18 protein-coding genes and 1 tRNA gene are annotated in these 17,710 nt (G+C 56.8%); 6 read left to right on the top strand and 13 right to left on the bottom strand.

Features of this window, described 5'->3' with window-relative positions:
- Position 1: 1 nt before the first annotated feature.
- Positions 2 to 1,255, bottom strand: coding sequence for a M18 family aminopeptidase (locus tag WMP96_RS08835; protein WP_340432958.1), 1,254 nt, complete (start codon positions 1,253 to 1,255; stop codon positions 2 to 4).
- 46 nt (positions 1,256 to 1,301) lie between these two features.
- Here WMP96_RS08835 and WMP96_RS08830 point away from each other — a divergent pair, with 46 nt between their 5' ends.
- Positions 1,302 to 2,132 (top strand): RecB family exonuclease, encoded by an 831-nt coding sequence (locus tag WMP96_RS08830; protein WP_301715752.1) that lies wholly within the window; start codon positions 1,302 to 1,304, stop codon positions 2,130 to 2,132.
- A gap of 12 nt (positions 2,133 to 2,144) precedes the next feature.
- Here the strand turns inward: WMP96_RS08830 and WMP96_RS08825 are convergent, their stop codons facing one another.
- From WMP96_RS08825 to WMP96_RS08785, 9 genes are all read right to left on the bottom strand, one after another.
- Complete coding sequence (locus tag WMP96_RS08825) at positions 2,145 to 3,812, bottom strand: formate--tetrahydrofolate ligase (RefSeq protein WP_301715751.1); 1,668 nt, start codon at positions 3,810 to 3,812, stop codon at positions 2,145 to 2,147.
- Positions 3,813 to 3,949: 137 nt separating this feature from the next.
- The gene (locus WMP96_RS08820; protein ID WP_340432954.1) at positions 3,950 to 5,257 is read right to left on the bottom strand and encodes an anaerobic C4-dicarboxylate transporter; all 1,308 of its coding nucleotides are present in this window, start codon (positions 5,255 to 5,257) and stop codon (positions 3,950 to 3,952) included.
- 352 nt (positions 5,258 to 5,609) lie between these two features.
- The gene (gene aspA, locus WMP96_RS08815; RefSeq protein WP_301715749.1) at positions 5,610 to 7,169 is read right to left on the bottom strand and encodes an aspartate ammonia-lyase; all 1,560 of its coding nucleotides are present in this window, start codon (positions 7,167 to 7,169) and stop codon (positions 5,610 to 5,612) included.
- A gap of 110 nt (positions 7,170 to 7,279) precedes the next feature.
- A complete protein-coding gene (gene hisG / locus WMP96_RS08810; protein ID WP_284798515.1) occupies positions 7,280 to 8,125 on the bottom strand; it encodes an ATP phosphoribosyltransferase in 846 nt (281 codons plus the stop codon).
- Positions 8,126 to 8,154: 29 nt separating this feature from the next.
- On the bottom strand, positions 8,155 to 8,418 hold the full coding sequence (locus WMP96_RS08805) for a phosphoribosyl-ATP diphosphatase (RefSeq protein ID WP_239205997.1): 264 nt from the start codon (positions 8,416 to 8,418) through the stop codon (positions 8,155 to 8,157).
- A 58-nt stretch (positions 8,419 to 8,476) separates the two neighbouring features.
- Positions 8,477 to 9,193 (bottom strand): HAD family hydrolase, encoded by a 717-nt coding sequence (locus tag WMP96_RS08800; RefSeq protein ID WP_301715748.1) that lies wholly within the window; start codon positions 9,191 to 9,193, stop codon positions 8,477 to 8,479.
- A 128-nt stretch (positions 9,194 to 9,321) separates the two neighbouring features.
- Positions 9,322 to 9,705, bottom strand: coding sequence for a hypothetical protein (locus WMP96_RS08795; protein ID WP_023021542.1), 384 nt, complete (start codon positions 9,703 to 9,705; stop codon positions 9,322 to 9,324).
- Positions 9,706 to 9,729: 24 nt separating this feature from the next.
- Entirely contained in the window at positions 9,730 to 10,968 is a 1,239-nt protein-coding gene (gene mshC / locus WMP96_RS08790) for a cysteine--1-D-myo-inosityl 2-amino-2-deoxy-alpha-D-glucopyranoside ligase (RefSeq protein ID WP_340432948.1), read from the bottom strand.
- A 25-nt stretch (positions 10,969 to 10,993) separates the two neighbouring features.
- On the bottom strand, positions 10,994 to 11,848 hold the full coding sequence (locus WMP96_RS08785; protein ID WP_034655355.1) for an undecaprenyl-diphosphate phosphatase: 855 nt from the start codon (positions 11,846 to 11,848) through the stop codon (positions 10,994 to 10,996).
- Positions 11,849 to 11,914: 66 nt separating this feature from the next.
- Between WMP96_RS08785 and WMP96_RS08780 the strand changes: the two genes are divergently transcribed.
- Positions 11,915 to 12,961, top strand: a complete 1,047-nt coding sequence (locus WMP96_RS08780) for a hypothetical protein (RefSeq protein ID WP_301715746.1) — start codon at positions 11,915 to 11,917, stop codon at positions 12,959 to 12,961.
- A gap of 4 nt (positions 12,962 to 12,965) precedes the next feature.
- The gene (locus tag WMP96_RS08775) at positions 12,966 to 14,081 is read left to right on the top strand and encodes a quinone-dependent dihydroorotate dehydrogenase (protein WP_340432945.1); all 1,116 of its coding nucleotides are present in this window, start codon (positions 12,966 to 12,968) and stop codon (positions 14,079 to 14,081) included.
- Between the two features lie 98 nt (positions 14,082 to 14,179).
- On the opposite strand, the gene WMP96_RS08770 is transcribed toward WMP96_RS08775, so the two are convergent.
- Both WMP96_RS08770 and WMP96_RS08765 read right to left on the bottom strand, forming a co-directional pair.
- Complete coding sequence (locus WMP96_RS08770) at positions 14,180 to 14,572, bottom strand: hypothetical protein (RefSeq protein ID WP_301715744.1); 393 nt, start codon at positions 14,570 to 14,572, stop codon at positions 14,180 to 14,182.
- The gene (locus WMP96_RS08765; protein WP_301715743.1) at positions 14,572 to 15,111 is read right to left on the bottom strand and encodes a YbhB/YbcL family Raf kinase inhibitor-like protein; all 540 of its coding nucleotides are present in this window, start codon (positions 15,109 to 15,111) and stop codon (positions 14,572 to 14,574) included. The genes WMP96_RS08770 and WMP96_RS08765 overlap by 1 nt, the downstream gene beginning before the upstream one ends.
- Positions 15,112 to 15,338: 227 nt before the next feature.
- Between WMP96_RS08765 and WMP96_RS08760 the strand changes: the two genes are divergently transcribed.
- The 3 genes from WMP96_RS08760 to WMP96_RS08750 all read left to right on the top strand — a co-directional run bounded on the left by WMP96_RS08760 (position 15,339) and on the right by WMP96_RS08750 (position 16,850).
- Positions 15,339 to 15,424 (top strand) — tRNA-Leu (locus WMP96_RS08760).
- Positions 15,425 to 15,500: 76 nt separating this feature from the next.
- The gene (locus WMP96_RS08755; protein ID WP_340432941.1) at positions 15,501 to 16,217 is read left to right on the top strand and encodes a TVP38/TMEM64 family protein; all 717 of its coding nucleotides are present in this window, start codon (positions 15,501 to 15,503) and stop codon (positions 16,215 to 16,217) included.
- Positions 16,218 to 16,271: 54 nt separating this feature from the next.
- Positions 16,272 to 16,850, top strand: a complete 579-nt coding sequence (locus WMP96_RS08750; protein WP_023021534.1) for a hypothetical protein — start codon at positions 16,272 to 16,274, stop codon at positions 16,848 to 16,850.
- Here WMP96_RS08750 and WMP96_RS08745 read toward each other — a convergent pair.
- On the bottom strand, positions 16,847 to 17,686 hold the full coding sequence (locus WMP96_RS08745; protein WP_086587664.1) for a DUF3097 domain-containing protein: 840 nt from the start codon (positions 17,684 to 17,686) through the stop codon (positions 16,847 to 16,849). The two genes, WMP96_RS08750 and WMP96_RS08745, sit on opposite strands and share 4 nt — an antisense overlap.
- Positions 17,687 to 17,710: the final 24 nt, after the last annotated feature.

Genomic DNA, 17,710 nt, shown 5'->3' with positions numbered 1-17,710 from the left:
ACTATCCCACCAAGTATGCCTCAAGCGCTTGTGCAAGCCATACTTGGTCCCGCTCGCCCACCATTTCACGCGCCGAGTGCATCGACAGCATGGGCACGCCCACATCCACGGTGTCGATGCCCAAACGGGTTGCGGTGATGGGACCGATGGTCGATCCGCACGGCACGTCATTATTGCCCACAAAGCGCTGCACCGGCACGCCAGCCTTGTCGCACGCTGCTTCCCACAACGCCACTGTGGTGGCATCGGAGGCATAGCGCTGGTTGCCGTTGATCTTGGTCACTGGTCCCTTGCCGATTATCGGGTGGTGCGTGGGATCGTGCTTGCCCACGTAATTGGGATGCACCGAATGTGCCGCATCGGCCGAGACACAACTCGAGCGGGAAAACATCTGGAAGCGTTCCTCCTCGTTAGCTCCCAGTGCCCGGGCCGTTCGAGTAATGACGTCCGCCAGAATAGGCCCGCCCGCACCGTAGCGGGAGCTGGAACCTACCTCTTCGTGGTCAAAGGCCATCATGACCAAAATATCCTTGCCCTGATAGTCCTTGGCAGCATTCTTCATCGCCGCCAAGGAGGCATGTACAGAAGAAAGATTATCCATGCGCCCGGCTGCAATGAACTGCTCTCCTGCCCCAAAGACCTCACCGCGGGCGGCATCGGCCGTAATCAGGTTGAAGGATGCAATATCCTGCTTGCCGACGCCCGCCTTCTCCCCCACTACCTGCAAGATCGATGCCTCTGGGTCACCGACGCTTAAGACAGGCTGCATATTGTGCTGTCGGTCTGGTTTGAACTCATCCTTGCGGTACAGGTGGATGGCCAAAGACGGCAGGCGCAGGACAGGGCCAGTATTTACCACATGCCGCGTGCCGTCCTTAGTCACAATCTGGCCAGCGACGGTCAACTCTCGGTCAAACCAGGTATGCAGTAGAGCCCCGCCGTAGACCTCTACTGCTACTTGCTGCCAGTCCGCCGCCGAAAAGTCCGGCGTGGGTTTGAGCACCAGGCCCGGCGAGTCCGTATGTGACCCCACGATGCGGAAACCAGAATTCTTATCCGCCCCCTGTGGTACATACCAGGCCGCTACCGCGCCACCGCGCACCATCACGTGGCCACCTGGTGCGGCCGACCATTCCTCGCTCTCATCCTGTAGATCAAATCCCACCTCGCGCAATTGGCGGGATACCTCCTCCGCAGCGTGATAAGAGGAAGGAGAAGCGGCGATGAAATCGAGGAAATCTTCGGTATAACTCATACCTCCTAGCTTGCCACGAAACGCACGACGATAGGCTAGATACACCATGGCTACTTCATCGACACCCCGCCCGCTTGCCCTGTCACCCTCGCGCGCTTCCGATTACAAGCAGTGCCCACTGCTCTATCGCTTCCGAGCCATTGACAAGCTGCCCGAACCCAAAACCATTGCGCAGGTCAAAGGAACCTTAGTGCATGCCGTACTGGAAGAAATGCATAAGCTACCGCGCGCAGAGCGTACCTATCCTGCCGCAGTAAAGATGATTAAGCCCTCGTGGGCAGACATGACCGCAAAGGACGCGGAACTGCTCGAGCTCGTGCCAAAAGAAGACACCTATGACTTCTTCGTTTCCGCCAGGGAATTGCTCAAAGGCTATTTCCAGATGGAAAATCCGCAAGGCTTTGATTGCCAAGAAACCGAGATGTACGTGAATACAATCCTTCCTAATGGAGTTCCCGTTCGTGGCTTCATCGACCGAGTGGACCGCGCTCCCACCGGCGAGGTCCGCGTCGTTGACTATAAAACCGGCAAGAAACCACTACCCCGCTATTCACAAGATGCCCAATTCCAAATGCGTTTCTACGCGCTAGTCTACTGGCGCATTCTAGGCACTATCCCCCACCAGTTGCGGCTTATGTACCTCAAGGTCTTGGACTCGATGTTTCTTAGCCCAAACCGAGAGGAGCTGGAGTACTTCGAGCGCGATCTCGGCGAGTTGTGGGCCAAAATTGAAGCCGATGGGCGCGCCGGGGATTTCCGCCCCAAGCCCTCCAAGCTATGTGGCTGGTGTGCCCACCAGGATCTCTGCCCCGAATTCGGCGGCACGCCGCCGCAGTACCCAGGGTGGCCAGGTTCCGCGGCGGATAACAAGGCCTAACTCCACGCGGCCTTAGAAAAGGCCCGAGATAGGGCCGTCCTTATCGACGTCTATGTTGTTGGCCGCCGGGTTCTTTGGCAATCCCGGCATCGTCATGACATTGCCGGTGAGCACAACGATAAAGCCTGAGCCGGTGCGCGGCAGCAATTCGCGGACATGCAGCGTATGGCCTTCCGGCGCACCCAATTCAGATGCATCATCGCTGAAGGAATACTGCGTCTTGGAAATGACCACGGGTAGCTTGTCCCAGCCGTTGTCCTGGATGTACTTCAGATCTTTAAGCGCCTTTGCTCCATACTCCACGCGATCGGCGCGATAAATCTCGCGAGCAATGGTCTCGATGGAGGCTTCAATTCCCTGCTGCGGATCGTAGAGCTGCTTGGCACCGCCCTGCAGGTTCTCCAGCAAGGTCTCTGCCAGCTTAGTCGCACCTGCACCGCCCTCGGACCAGACGTTGGCTTCCTCCAAAGCCACTCCAAAGTCATCGGCCCATTGCCGCATGAACTCGCGTTCCGCCTCAGTATCCGACCAGAAGAGGTTGAGCGCTACCACCGGCTTAATGCCGAATTTGCGCAGATTTTCTACGTGGCGCTCAAGATTGACAATGCCTGCCTTGAGCGCATCTACGTTTTCTTCGGTGAGCTTATCTTTGGCTACGCCGCCGTTGTATTTTTGCGAACGGATGGTGGCAACAACAACGGCACCGGCAACATCCAGATCACCAAAGCGTGCCTTGATGTCGACAAACTTTTCTCCGCCCAAATCGGAGCCGAAGCCGGCTTCACTCAAGACAATATCGCCAAATTGCAGAGCGGTTTGGGTTGCTAATAGGGAGTTGCAACCGTGTGCAATATTGGCGAATGGTCCACCGTGTACCAAGGCCGGCACCCCGCCGAGGGTCTGTACGAGGTTCGGATTAAGGGCATCACGCATCAGTGCCGTGAGCGCGCCTTCTGCGTTCAAGTCACGCGCAGTAACAGGGCGTTGATCGTAGGTGAACCCGATGGTGATATCGCCAAGACGCTTCTTCAGGTCTTCAAGATTCGTGGACAAGCACAAAATGGCCATGATTTCAGAAGCGGCAGTAATGGTGAAACCGGTTTCAGCGGGCACGCCGTGGGCTGGGCCGCCCAGTCCAGTGACCACGTTGCGCAAGGCACGGTCGTTGACGTCCATGCACCGCTGCCACGTTACTCGTCGTGGGTCGATACCCAACGCGTTTCCTTGATGTATGTGGTTATCAATGATGGCGGCCAAGGTGTTGGTTGCGGAGGTAATCGCGTGAAAATCCCCGGTGAAGTGCAGATTGATGTCTTCCATGGGCACAATCTGTGCATAGCCGCCGCCAGCCGCACCGCCCTTAATGCCCATCACTGGCCCTTGGGAGGGCTCTCGCAGGGCAACTATCGCTTTCTTGCCCAATTGGTCTAGGGCATCGGTCAAGCCGATGAGAACGGTGGATTTTCCCTCCCCGGCAGGGGTAGGTGATACGCCGGTGACAAGCACCAGCTGGCCCCGGTTTTCCTTGGAATAGTCAACCTTGGTGATATCTACCTTGGCTTTGGTGGTGCCGTAGGGAATCACGGCGGCAGCAGGGATGCCCGCCTTGGCTGCTATCTCTGCAATCGGCTGCAGTTGGTGGGCTTGGGCAATTTCAACATCGGATGGCTGAGTAGTCATGACCTAAGCCTACCGAGCGCTTGAGTTAAATAGGGCTCATTTAGACAAGAAAGTGAAATGGATTAAGTTGCCCGCTGATGCGGCAACCAAAAAGGCGCCCTGAAGGGCGCCTTGGGGATGGTTTTAACCTCCTCTAGTTATAGGAGGACGAAACTGAATGCATAGCCCAAGAGAACCGAGAGCACGATGCTGACCGTACCTGGGATCAGGAACGGGTGGTTGAATACGGCCTTGCCGATACGAGTCGAGCCGGTATCGTCCATCTCCACTGCTGCCAACAAGGTTGGGTAGGTCGGCAGGATAAACAGAGCAGAAACCGCCGGGAAGGCAGCGACTGCGGTAATGGGGCTTACTCCCAGAGCAAGGGCTGCTGGCATAAGGGCCTTGGTCGTGGCTGCCTGCGAATACAGCAACGCTGCAGCGAAGAATAGCACCACTGCGAGGAGCCACGGCGAAGACTCAATAATGCTGCCGGCCATAGACTGAATATCGTCCATGTAGTGGTTGATAAGGCTGGTGCCCAGCCAAGCCACGCCCAGCACACAAATACATGCGGACATTCCGGATTTAAAGACCGGGGTATTCAAAACATCTCCAGCCGGGACCTTGGTCATCATAACGATGATGGTGGCAGCGGTGAGCATGACCGTCATAATGGCTTCATTACGTGGAAGGGTCGGGTCGGCGATAAGCCCCACCTGCTCCGAGGTCAGGGTGGCCCACGCCATCACGATGATGATGGCTACCAAGAACACGAGAACAGAAGCCTTGGCACCCTTCTGCGGAGAGTAGTTCCCTGCGCCGAGTGGTTCCTTGACCAGGCCTTGTGCCTTGCGCTCCAAGTAAACCGGATCATCTTCAAGCTCTTTGCCAAACTTATTAGCTACCCAGGCAGCTGGGAAGATAGACAGGAATGTCGCCGGAATAACGACCGCCAGTACCTGCAAATAGCCCACCCCAGTCGGCTCTAGCAGGCTAGCGAGCAACACCACGGCTGCCGAAATGGGCGAAGCACAGATTGCCATCTGAGAGGCAACTACCGCGATGGATAGCGGGCGTGAAGGACGAACCTTACCCTCTTTAGCTACCTCGACGATAACCGGCAAAGTAGAAAACGCAGTGTGCCCGGTGCCAGCGAGAACCGTCATTAGCCACGTAACAATTGGCGCGTAGAACGTGATCCGCTTTGGGTTTTTGCGCAGGAACTTCTCTGCAATGTGCACCAAATAGTCCATACCGCCAGCTCGCTGCATTGCTGCGATAGCAGCAATGACGGTCATGATGATGCCGATAACATCGAAGGGGATATCTTCCCTAGTAATGGGAACACCGGTGAGACCAAGCGCCAACACGCCGAGGCCGCCGGCCATACCGATACCAATTGATCCAATTCTCGCACCCAAAACGATGGCCGCGAGAACGATGACTATATGAACAATAACCATGGACGTACTCCATACGCTCTCTATGCAAACTATGGGCACGCATCTCCATAAAGAGTGCATGCCGTCCTCAACATCTTCTATTTTGCACCCGCTGTGGTGATTTATTCATTCAAAGTGCCTGTTTGTGTTGATTCCCACATAAAATAAGGATTCCGCTATAAGATGACCGGTATTCTAAGACGCATCGTCCCTGTACAGGAGAATAAAAGGTGAATGTGAATAGTGCCCCTTCACCATGCACAAACCCCCGCAGCCTCCGCCTGCTTTACTTCCATGTGAAGTAAAAGTGGCGGCAACTGCGGGGGCCTACTCCGCGGGCACTATACCCTGCTGCTCCTAAAGCGCTGTGGGCTTAGTCTTCGTCAATGAAGAGCTGGCCTCGGAACTCTGGGTGCATGAGGTTTTCTACGGACAGAACCTTGTTCAAGGTTGCTTCATCCAGCAGGCCCTTCTCCAGGACGAGTTCCTTGACGCCCTTGCCGGTCTCCAAGGACTCCTTAGCGATCAAATCACCATTGTGGTGGCCGATGAACGGATTCAGGTAGGTGACGATACCAATGGAATTTTCTACGTAGGCGCGGCACACATCCGCGTTGGCGGTGATGCCCGTGACGCACTTTTCGTGCAGCGCATCGACGGCGTTGCCCATGATACGAATGGACTGGAACAGTGCTTCGCCGATGACCGGCTCCATGACGTTTAGCTGCAGCTGGCCTGCCTCAGCGGCCATGGTGACTACGTGGTCATTGCCGAAGATCTTGAAGCAGGTCTGGTTGACAACCTCCGGGATAACCGGGTTTACCTTACCCGGCATGATGGAGGAGCCAGCCTGGCGGGCTGGCAGATTAATCTCAGCCAGGCCAGCGCGAGGGCCGGAGGACAGCAGGCGCAGGTCATTACAAATCTTGGCGAGCTTCATCGCTGCGCGCTTAATGGTTGCGTGCAGCAGCACGTAAGCACCACAGTCAGAGGTTGCTTCAATGAGATCGCGTGCGGTCTTCATTTCCAAGCCCGTAACCTCAGACAAGGCTGCTGTGACCTGGTGGCGGTAGCCGGCAGGAGTGTTTACGCCGGTGCCGATTGCGGTTGCACCCAGGTTGATCTCCAGCAGGCGGCGCTGAGCATCGCGCAGCAATGCTTGTTCCTCGTTCAGGTTATTGGCAAAGCCCTTGAACTCATCGCCCAAGGTCATCGGAACAGCGTCCTGGAGCTGGGTACGGCCCATCTTCAGGATGTCCTGGAAGTCATTGCCCTTGTCCTGGAACGCGGCGCGCAGGCCATCCATGCGCTCAATGAGGTGGTCAACCGCTGCATGCAGACCCAGGCGGAAACCGGTCGGGTAAGCATCGTTGGTGGACTGGGACATGTTCACATCATCATTGGGGTTGATGATGTCATAAGAGCCCTTCTCCTCACCAAGGTATTCCAGAGCGAGGTTGGCAACGACCTCGTTGGTATTCATGTTCAGCGAGGTACCAGCACCACCCTGGAAAACGTCCAGTGGGAACTGGTCCATGCAGCGGCCCTCTTCCAGGATCTGGTCACAAGCCCAGATGATGGCTTCGGCCTTCTTCTTAGGCAACACGTGAAGGCGACGGTTTGCCATGGCAGCCGCCTTCTTGACCTGGACCATGCCGCGAATGAAGTGCGGGATAGTGTTGATGGTTACGTAAGAAATCTGGAAGTTTTCCATAGCGCGAACGGTGTGCACACCGTAGTAAGCGTCCGCTGGAACTTCCAAAGAGCCAAGAAGGTCGGTCTCGGTACGAGTCTTCTTGCTGGAGTTCTTAGGTGCCTTCTGTTCGGCCACCTTCTGCTGTGCAGCGTGAGTGGAAGTATCAGCTTCCTTCTTCTTCACGTCCTTTGCTGCAGACTTGGTGTCCTTTTCTTCTTTCTTAGAGGACTTTGCCATGATGGCTCGGCTCCTTTGCCTGTCGAGACTTATATTCGGATGAGTAACCTCAAGCGCTAATGTTAGCCACGACTGAATCTATTTGTGCCGACCCAGAAAATTCGCTCCCCCTAAAAGCGGGCGATGCGTAAATCAGAAGCCAAGATCGCCTCTGCGCCGAGTTGGGAAAGCCGGTCCATGACTTGGTTGGCGTTTTTCTTGGGAACCATCGCGCGCACCGCCACCCAGCCCTCACGCGCCAAAGGTGAGACCGTAGGACCGGTTAACCCGGGAGTAGTACCAGCAGCCGCATCGAGATTGGATTGCGCGATGTTGTAATCGATCATCAAATAGGTGCGAGCGTGCAAAATTCCCTGCATGCGGTCGAGCACCACCTGCTCTTCTTCGCTAACTTCTACCCCTGTGCGCTTGATTACTACGGCCTCGGACTCAATGATCGGCTCGCCGAACGGCGCCAACCCTTGTTGGCGCAAGGTAGTACCAGTTGACACGACATCAGCAATGACATCGGCAACGCCTAACCGGATGGAGATCTCTACCGCGCCGTCTAGCCGAATAACATCGGCCTCAATTCCATGCTCGGCAAGGTTCGCACGGACAAGATTGGGGTAAGAGGTCGCGATCCGGCGACCATCCAGTTGAGAGATATCCCACTCCTCCCCCTGCGGGGCTGCATAGCGAAAAGTAGATCCTCCAAACCCTAATGGCAGAACCTCATCAAAGCTCGCCTTTGAGTCGAGAGCTAAATCGCGACCGGTAATACCCAGATCCAAAACACCGCGGGCAACATAGATGGCGATATCTTTGGGCCTTAAGAAGAAAAACTCAACCCCGTTATCCGCATCAACCACGTTGAGTGTTTTGGAATGTCCACGCCCCTTGTAGCCGGCCTCTGCAAGAATGTCCACGGCGGATTCTGACAGTGAGCCTTTGTTCGGTACAGCAATTTTTATCATGCGGATCCTTCCGTCCCGTGGGGCGCTGTTTAAAGGTAGTTGTAGATGTCTTCTGGGGTAAGCCCCCGCTTGAGCATCATGACCTGAGTCCAATAGAGCAACTGAGACACTTCTTCTGCTAGCTCAGCATCAGACTGATACTCTGCGGCGATCCACACTTCCCCGGCTTCTTCGATGATCTTTTTGCCTATGTGATGCTCGCCTTTATCCAAAGCGGTAACGGTGCCAGAACCAGCGGGGCGCTGGGCAGCCTTCTCGGATAATTCAGCAAAAAGGGAATCAAAGTTCTTCACGCCTACCTATTGTTCCACAGGTAGTTAGAGAATGTAGTAAAACCTTAAAGTTCTACTGCTATTTCGAAATCTGGCTAAACCACTCATAGACCTCGGAGGCCCGAGCACCGGCGAGGTGCCGCGAGTTGCGGAGCTGGGAGACCTCGGTGACCTCCGGCGGAACCTCCACCTCGTCATCTTCGGGCAAGCCGATGACTACACAGCCAGCATCAACTGCGGCGCGCATTCCCGTCGCGGAATCTTCAAATACCAAGCAATCCGCAGGTTTTGCTCCGATGCGGCGGGCCGCTTCGCGGTACATATCCGGTGCAGGTTTCCCGGAAGGTACTTCATCCCCGCAAATGGTATCGACAAAGTACTGCCGCCCCAACGCGCTAATGGCGGCATCGGCGACGTTGCGCTCGGTATTAGTCGTCACCATCATTGGCACGCCATCCGCCTTCAGCTCATGCAGCAACGCAGGAATGCCGGGAAAAATCTCCAGCTTGCGAGCGAAAAGACCTTTGACATAGTCAAACATCCGAGCGCGGTATCGATCGCTGTCACCGGGCCGCAGTGTCACCCCCGCATTATCTGCGCAAATCCCCAAGGTCGTCTCAAAAGTCGCCCCTACAGTGGCAAGGCGCTGGGTGGGAGTTAAACGCTTCCCTAGGAGCTCCGAGAGATAGAACGTTGCCTCCGCCCAAAGCGGCTCCGAATTGGTGAGCGTGCCATCCATGTCCCAGAAAATGGCGGCGGGCTTTGTCAGACCAGAAACGGCATCGGGGTGCTGCACGAGAATAAAACTAACTTTCTCTTTAAAAAGGCTGTGGGGTGAAACCGACCATGCGCTAAGGGCACAGAAGTAAGCGCCAGGCTGCGAATATGCCGCGGGCCGGCGCTCAAAAAGCGGGAGGACAAGAACTAAAAGTCTAGTTCTGGAATGTGCGATAGAGCTTCGTCATCTGCTCCAGTTGCCGCGCAGGCATTGTAGATAAGCTCAGATAGCTCTTCCTTCTCTTCCGGCTCGAGAACAGCGTCGTGCTGGGCACGATTAAAATCGGCCAACGCACGAACGGTCTTGGACAACACGGTTACCAGCTGCGGGCCATCTGGATCATCCGGAAGGGCATCCAGCCCATCGAGCATATTCTCAAGGTGACCGCGTAGCTCCGGAAGCACGCTGGCATCAAACGGAGCCTCCCAGAACTCCTTTTCCTCCTCTTTGAGGTAATCGCCGGTGGCGAAGGACTTCAGATCACTTATGAACTCATCTACGGTGGGCTGGAAATCGGCGCGAATGCTCATGCTGTAGATACTGCCCTATCTTGGCTAAACCTGCACGCCGAGGAGTGAATTTAGGGCAGTGCGAACCAAATCTGCCGCTCCTTCTTCGTCTGTGCCACGGTCAGCCTGCGACCACTCATCCACAGCAGCCAGCGCCGCAGGGGTATCGAGGTCATTGGCAATCGCCGCGCGCAGCTTGGCGACGACCCCTTGCGCCCCCGCCATGCTTCCTGGCGTAGCCACTGCTTCTCGCCACGCGGACAACCGGTGCTTTGCCTCTTTGAGCACTTCATCCGACCAATCCCGCTCATCGCGGTAATGCCCAGCGAAGACGCCCAGGCGGATAGCGGAGGGCTCCTCGCCTGCTCCTACTAGCTTGTGGACGAAGACAAGGTTGCCCAAGGACTTAGACATCTTGACCCCGTCGAGGCCGATCATGCCTGTGTGTACATAAAACTTTGCCATGCGGTCCACGCCCAGGGCCGCCTCGGCGTGGGCGGCGGAAAATTCGTGGTGCGGGAACTTCAAGTCACTGCCGCCACCTTGGATATCAAAGGTGGACCCTAAACGATTGGTGGCGATAGCGGAGCATTCAATATGCCAGCCCGGACGGCCAGGACCAAAGGGCGACTCCCAAGCGGGCTCTCCCTCGCGGTGAGCGCGCCAGATGAGTGCATCAAGCGGGTTCTTCTTTCCTGGGCGGTCTGGATCACCGCCGCGTTCTGCAAAGAAGGTCTGCATCTCTGCCGCAGAATAATTGGACTCGTATCCAAATTGCTCAGTGGCCTCGATGGAGGCGTAGATATCTGGGTGTTCGGGATCATCTACGACGTAGGCCGCACCGGCGTCTAGAAGTTTCTGGACCATCTCCACGATTTCATCGACGGCCTCCATGGCACCGACATAGTCTTGCGGCGGAAAGACGGAAAGCAACTCCATATCGGAGCGGAAAAGCTCAATCTGAGACGTACCGAGCTCGCGCCAGTCCACCCCATCGCGTTCTGCGCGCTCAAACAGTGGATCATCGACATCGGTGATGTTTTGGACGTAGTGGACCTTCTTTCCGGCGTCCAAAAAGGCGCGGTAGATAAGGTCAAACGTCAAGTATGTCGCGGCATGGCCCAGGTGGGTGGAGTCATAGGGCGTAATGCCACACACGTACATGGTGGCCGTATCCCCTGCGACCTCTACGGGAGCGATGGTTTGATTCGCGGAATCGTACAAGCGCAGCTGCGCCGCTTCACCGGGCACAGGGCGGAAGGAAGGTATTGGCCAAGATTGCATAGCCACCATACTAACGCGGTGCTTGTTAAAGCGGCTGTAGGACTCCCAATGCCAAGAGAAGCATTACTAGTACACCAACGGGTATGCGGTATGCGGCAAACCACGAGAAGGAGTGGTTACCCACGAACTTCAGCAACCATGCAATGGAGGCGTAGCCCAAGGCAAAGGCGATGCCAGTGCCAACCAAGAGCTGCAGACCGGTAGCGGATTGGCCGGCTGCGGGGGAAAAGGCGTCGGGAAGCGAGAAAAGCCCCGAAGCTAGGACTGCTGGAATGGCAAGCAAAAAGCTAAAGCGCGTGGCCACCTCGCGGTCCAACCCCAAGAACAAACCACCAGAGATGGTGCCGCCAGAGCGAGAAACACCTGGTATGAGCGCCAGGCACTGGCACAGGCCCATCACGATGGCGTCTTTCATAGTCAACTGCTCAAAGCCACGCTCTTTTTTCCCCAACTTTTCTGCGGCGATAAATACAAAAGAGAAAACAATCAGCATGGCGGCGGTGATCCACAGGTTGCGCAGGGCTCCGCGGATTGCATCTTCGAAGGCGTAGCCGATGATTCCAATGGGAATAGAGCCAACGATAACCATCCAACCCATGCGCCAGTCCTGGCCACGAGAGGACTTATCGGTCCAGCCGCGGAACCAACCGGTAAGTATCTGCCAAATCATGGGAGCAAAATAAACCAGCACCGCTAGCTCAGTGCCAAGCTGAATGACTGCGGTAAAAGATGCGCCGGCGTCCTTGCCCCAAAAAAGTTCGGAAACAATGCGCAGGTGACCTGAGGAACTAACCGGAAGGAACTCGGTCAGACCTTGCACGATGGACAAAACAATGACCTGTGCCCAAGAGACGGCGTCTGTTGCGGTATTTGAAATCACCCGCTTCACACTACAGCGGAACTCGGCTTCGGGTTTTTATAACGCGCGCTGTTAGGATTAGGAGTCGTGAAATCTCAATCCGGCTCCGCACTGATCTTTTCTAGTTTGCTGGCGCTTAGCGCCACCGCACTGGCCGCCTGCCAGCCCGATGTGGGCGTGGGCGCCGATCCGGAAACCGTGGTCAAGGGCAATGCCACCCCGGCGGCCTCGCCCGCCAAGGCAGACCCGGAAGGCACCGTCGTAGACCTTAAGGAAGACATCACAGACCTTGCTGCTGTCGATAACTCGCTTGCGGTGCGCACTAAGGACCAGCTCCTTATCGGCAGCCAGAATGAGTTTGCGGGCCATAAGGCAACTGCTTTAGACATTTCTGCGGAGTGCGGCGATCTAAGTTCATCGTCGTCGGGCTTCGTACTGGCCTGCCCGGAAAAGGTCCTGCTCATCGATCCCTCTTCCCCGGATTCTCCCGAGGAGGTCCGTATGGAGGAGGAGACTCCTGTTACTGCTGCCACCCAGCTTTCCAGCGGCGAGATCTTTGCTACCTCAGCCGATTCCAGCACCGTTGGCATTTATAAAGACGGCAAACGCGAAGGTGACATCGAGGTCGAAGCCGGCTCGGACCAGCTATTAGCCGCGCCCAATTCCGCGGGTGATGATGGAGTGGTACGCATTCACCGCGAGGATTCCACCATTCAAAACGTGGATTGGACTAATGATCGCGCGGGCGGTCGACTGCGCGTTGGCCAGGGTGTAGGAAGCATCGCGGTGGGCGACAATGGCGTTGTTCTTGCCTCCGATACTGAGGGCGGGCGCTTGGCTATCTACACTTCCGATGATGTCGTTCGCCTGCACCAATACGGCAACGTCAATGGCATCCCATGGGGCGTAGCTTGGGACAAGGAGCACAACCTGGCGTGGGTCAGCGCCACGGATACGAACAAGGCTCATGCCTATGAGATAAATAAAGGTGTTCCGGAACTGCGCGGAGATATCTCTACCGTGCCAGATGCACAAAACATTGCCGTACTTAACAATGGCACCTTCGTCGCCGCCTCTGCCACCGGCCACGGCCTCCAGTTCGTGGACACCCCGCACCTGAAGAAGGAGTCTTAACACCATGACCAGCACTATCGATCGACTGCGCGCGCAGGCCTACCAAGTGGCATTGCGTGGCATGTTTCAGCTTAGCCCGGAGCGAATCCACGGAATTATCAACACCGCACTGAGTGGACTCCAGGCGGCTGGTCCGGCCAACCGGGCCTTGGCAAAGGTGCTGCCGGTCAACGATCCGGTGCTCCGCCAAGAGGTCTTTGGCGTAGAGTTTCCCCGCCCACTGGGACTAGCTGCAGGGTTTGATAAAAATGCCGCCGCTGCTGATACCTGGTCCCCGATTGGCTTCGGCTTCGCGGAGTTGGGCACCGTCACCGCCCAAGCACAGCCGGGAAATCCTGCGCCGCGACTTTTTCGCCTAAAGGCCGATGAGGCCATCTTGAACCGCATGGGGTTTAACAATGAGGGTGCAGCGGCCGCTGCAGAAAACCTCCGCAAGCGCCGCTACAGCGATGTTATTGGCATTAATATTGGCAAGACTAAAGTCACCCCTGCCGAGCACGCTGTGGAAGATTACCGCCGCTCTGCTTCCGTATTGGGCGACTTGGCTGACTTCCTTGTAGTCAACGTTTCCTCGCCGAATACCCCGGGCCTGCGCGACCTACAAGCAGTGGAGTCGCTGCGCCCCATTCTTTCTGCCGTGCAAGAGTGCACCGCCGTTCCAGTGTTGGTGAAAATCGCTCCCGATCTTTCTGATGCCGACGTAGATGCAGTGGCAGACCTAGCCCTTGAACTCGGTCTCGACGGTATCGTAGCGACCAATACCACCATTTCCCGCGAGGGGCTCAAGACCCCTCCTGCCGAGGTAGCGGAAATGGGGGCCGGTGGCCTATCTGGTCCCCCGGTAGCCGAGCGCTCTCTGGAGGTGCTGCGCCGTCTCAATGAGCGTGTCGGAGGCCAGCTCACCCTCATCTCCGTCGGGGGCATCTCCACGCCGGAGCAGGCGTGGGAACGCATCACTTCCGGCGCTTCCTTGTTGCAGGGCTACACCGGCCTCATCTATGGCGGTCCGGATTGGATCCGCGATATCCACCGTGGCATTGCCGCCCAAATCCGCGCCCACGGCTTGCGCAATATTTCCCAAGCGGTTGGCTCTGGCCTGCCATGGAAACCCGTGGATTAATCCCTATAGAGACTCTTGGTTGAACAAGAAAGTCCGCCCCCACCTGCTCTACCCTAAGCAGCTGGGGGCGGACTTTCATTGATTAAACACGGTACTGGCTAGGCTTGCGCCATAGCGCTGCGCCTGAGAATAAGTGCGCACAGGACTGCGAAGCCGGCGTAGAACACCACCCAAAACTGCGCTTGGGTGAATAAAATCCCGCCGGGTAAGAAGCGGCTCGCCGCAATGACTACGATCGCAACCACTAATGCCACAACCTGGGCGCGGCTTCCCGCCTGGCTTCTACTCATGGTACTAAAGGTCCCGACGAGGAACGCGGCGGCAACAATAGCCACCTTCGAATACGTCCATGCGAAGTCGGCTCCCCAGCCATCCGAAAAGACAGAGATTAGCGCGAAGAGAGCCAGCACGAATGCGACCACCATGAAGGCGCCGCCGACACGCAGGGTCGCCGGACGGCTAGCCTGCGATGCACTAGAGCTACTTGCCATTACTTTGCCTCGTACCAGCCCCACAAAATGGCACGGCCGAGCGCGTGGAAATGCAGGTTGAAACCGAGCACAGTCGGGGTTGCGTCTGGGTTGATATCGAGCTTTTCCACGTCTACTGCATGGACTGCGTACAGATAGCGGTGAGGTGCGTGACCGGCAGGCGGGTTGGCGCCATAGTAGGTGCGCTCGCCCGAATCGTTGCGCAAGCTAATAACACCGTCAATGCCCAGGTCTTCTGCAGCACCAGCATTGGTAGGCAACTCGCATACCTCAACGGGGATATTGAAGGCCGCCCAGTGCCAGAAACCAGAAGCGGTGGGTGCATCCGGGTCGAAACAGGTCACAGCCAGGGACTTAGTGCCTTCAGGCAAACCGGACCACGCAAGCTGAGGGGAAACGCTTTCCGGAGCGCGAAGCTTTTCTTGCAGCTCATCGCCTTCGACCACGTCGGTGGAAGAAAGAACAAAGGAAGGAACATCACGCAGCGGTGCGTAGGGATCTGGTCCAAGGAAGCGGGAGTCATCTGCATAAGAAGTCATAGACCCATTTGTACCCCACCTCACAAGGCGATGTCGATGTGGTGTAACCGCACGCCATGGTCACACTACAGTCGTACCCCAGTACGACGCTTAGGCCGGATTACACCCATGTATTTCACCGCCCTTCACGCATGGACTTTTCGGCGCCCTACGCTGGCGATTTGTAAAGCACACCCCACGCAAGATACAGTATCGGAGTGCCCAGCCGAGAGGCTGACAAACACCCTGCCCGGGTGGCGGAATGGCAGACGCGCTAGCTTGAGGTGCTAGTGTCCTATTAACGGACGTGGGGGTTCAAGTCCCCCCTCGGGCACAGACTTCCGGCGGTTACCACGAGGTAGCCGCCGGATTTTTCTATCCTGCACTCCCTCAAGGACTACGATTTCCCCATGACCACATTTCTGGGTTGGGTGCGCAATTTCGGCCACTTCCTGCTTTCGCTCGCTCGGTCCGCTTGGCGCTCAATCCAGCGGTGGACCGTGCAGCGGTGGATAGCCGTTCTCGCTGCAGTAATCGCCCTCCTCGCCGTGCTTTATTTCTACGATCTGCCGGATGTGGCTCGTCTGCGTAATGCCTCCACCCGATTTGGCGCATGGTTCCCCTTCATCTTCACCCTAGGTTATGTCATATTTACCCAGTTTCCCTTTCCTCGAACCTTCTGGACGGTAGCCGCAGGACTATTATTTGGCCCGTGGAAGGGACTCGCGCTTTCCCTGTGCGCCTTGACGGTATCAGCGGCGTTGTCCTTTCTTATCGTCCGCAAGCTCCTCGGAGCCTGGATCCGCCCGCACCTGACCCATCCCGCAGTGTTCACAATCAACGCGCATCTCGAGCGGCGCGGGTGGCTGGCCATAGCTTCCCTCCGGATGGTAGCCGGCGTCCCGTTTAGCCTCCTGAATTACGTTGCTGCCCTTACTCCGGTAAAGCTCAGCCACTTCACCTTGGCCACCCTTGTCGGATCTATTCCTACTACGGCTTTGGGCGTGTTCTTCGGCGATACCCTCACCGGACATACCTCTCCCGGCATCGTCCTCGCTATGGTGGTTTTCGCTGCGATTGGAGCGAGCGGGCTGTATATGGATTCGCGACTTCCCACTCGCCCTTAAGTCAAGTTCGAGCGGTAGACTATTTCGCATTAGGTTCTTAAAGGGAGGTTTTCCATGCTTGCTGTCCACGCCCGCTACCGTGGCCGTTCCGTGCGTCGCGCAGAGTTGGTCCAGCGTTCTGCGTCGGCCCTATCAACTCTTTCTGGCGTTGGAGAGTTCCATGTGCTTGGCGTGGAAGATATTTGCGCCGTAGTTGATTCAGCAACGGCCGTCTGCGACGTCGTCATGGCCTTGCTTGCCGACGGCGACTGGGCCATCGGCATCGGTATAAGCCCCGGCAACCAAGAAGATGAGGAGGGGGCACGCCAAATAGCTACCGCCGCGTTGCGGAAGTCCGCCCGTATGGGCCAGGTCTACGCCAAGATCAACAAGCGTGGCCGCGCTTCCGAGGCAAGCGATATCGCGGCCACCTTTGCCCTGCTGGGATATGTTTTGCACAAGCGCACCATCGAGGGGCGCGAGGCTACCTCACTCGTGCGTGCTGGGCTGAACCAAAATGAGGCCGCCGAAGAGCTAGGGATTTCTAAACAAGCCATGTCGCAGCGCCTCCAGGCGGCCGGCTGGAGCGCGGAATTGGCTGGATGGCAGTTGGCCGTCAACCTGATTGAGCGCGCCAATCTTACCCAGCCTTAGAGCAAATCAGACTTGCTCAGTTCGGGCGTCGTAACGAAGTCCACGAGCCGCTCTACCGCGCCAATCAGACTGGAATCTAAGTCACGGAAAGAATGCACGGCGTTATACACATGACGCCAGCCGTCCTTAGGGTCGCTCCAACCCACGCGCCTGCAAATTCCGGTCTTCCAGTCCTCGCCATAAGGTACTTCTGGCCATGCACGCAATCCCACGCGCTGCGGCTTCACCGCTGCCCAAATATCGATGAATGGATGACCAGTGACTAGGACATGCTCTCCCACGGTTTCCGTTAACCGGGTTTCCTTGGAACCTTGGACGAGATGGTCAGCCAACACACCTACCCTGCGGCCGGGTCCGGGCTGAAATTCCGCCAAGCGGTCTTCCAAATTGTCCAGGCCTTCAAGGTATTCCACCACTACGCCTTCCACGCGTAGGTCGTGGCCCCACACCTTTTCCACAATAGCGGCGTCGTGGACACCTTCCACCCAAATGCGCGAGGGCGCGGCGACCTTAGCCTCCACGTTTTCTACGCGGCGGGAACCGGAGTTGGACTTGCGGGGGGCCTGCTTTTCGACGTACCGGGTAAGCGTAACCGGCTTACCCTCCACTAGGAACCCCCCTTTGACCAAATTAAAAACGCGTTCCACACCGTGGCGATCCTCAAGGCGAACTACCTCACCGAAAACGGTCTTATCCACCCCCATGACAGCACCCACAAAGTCGTCACCACGTACTTCCACTACCATTCCGGGCTCAGCTGGCACCTCAGGATATTGACGCGGCTTCGACCGCGAGTGGCCAGCAAATATGTCTCCGCCATAAGGATCAAAACTCATGGCCCGTTAGTCTATCTATTAGAC

This window comes from Corynebacterium sp. KPL4035, from assembly GCF_037908325.1.
Taxonomy (GTDB): domain Bacteria; phylum Actinomycetota; class Actinomycetes; order Mycobacteriales; family Mycobacteriaceae; genus Corynebacterium; species Corynebacterium kefirresidentii.
Note: the sequence above shows the minus strand (reverse complement) of the source record. Positions and strands in the feature narration are given on the sequence as shown.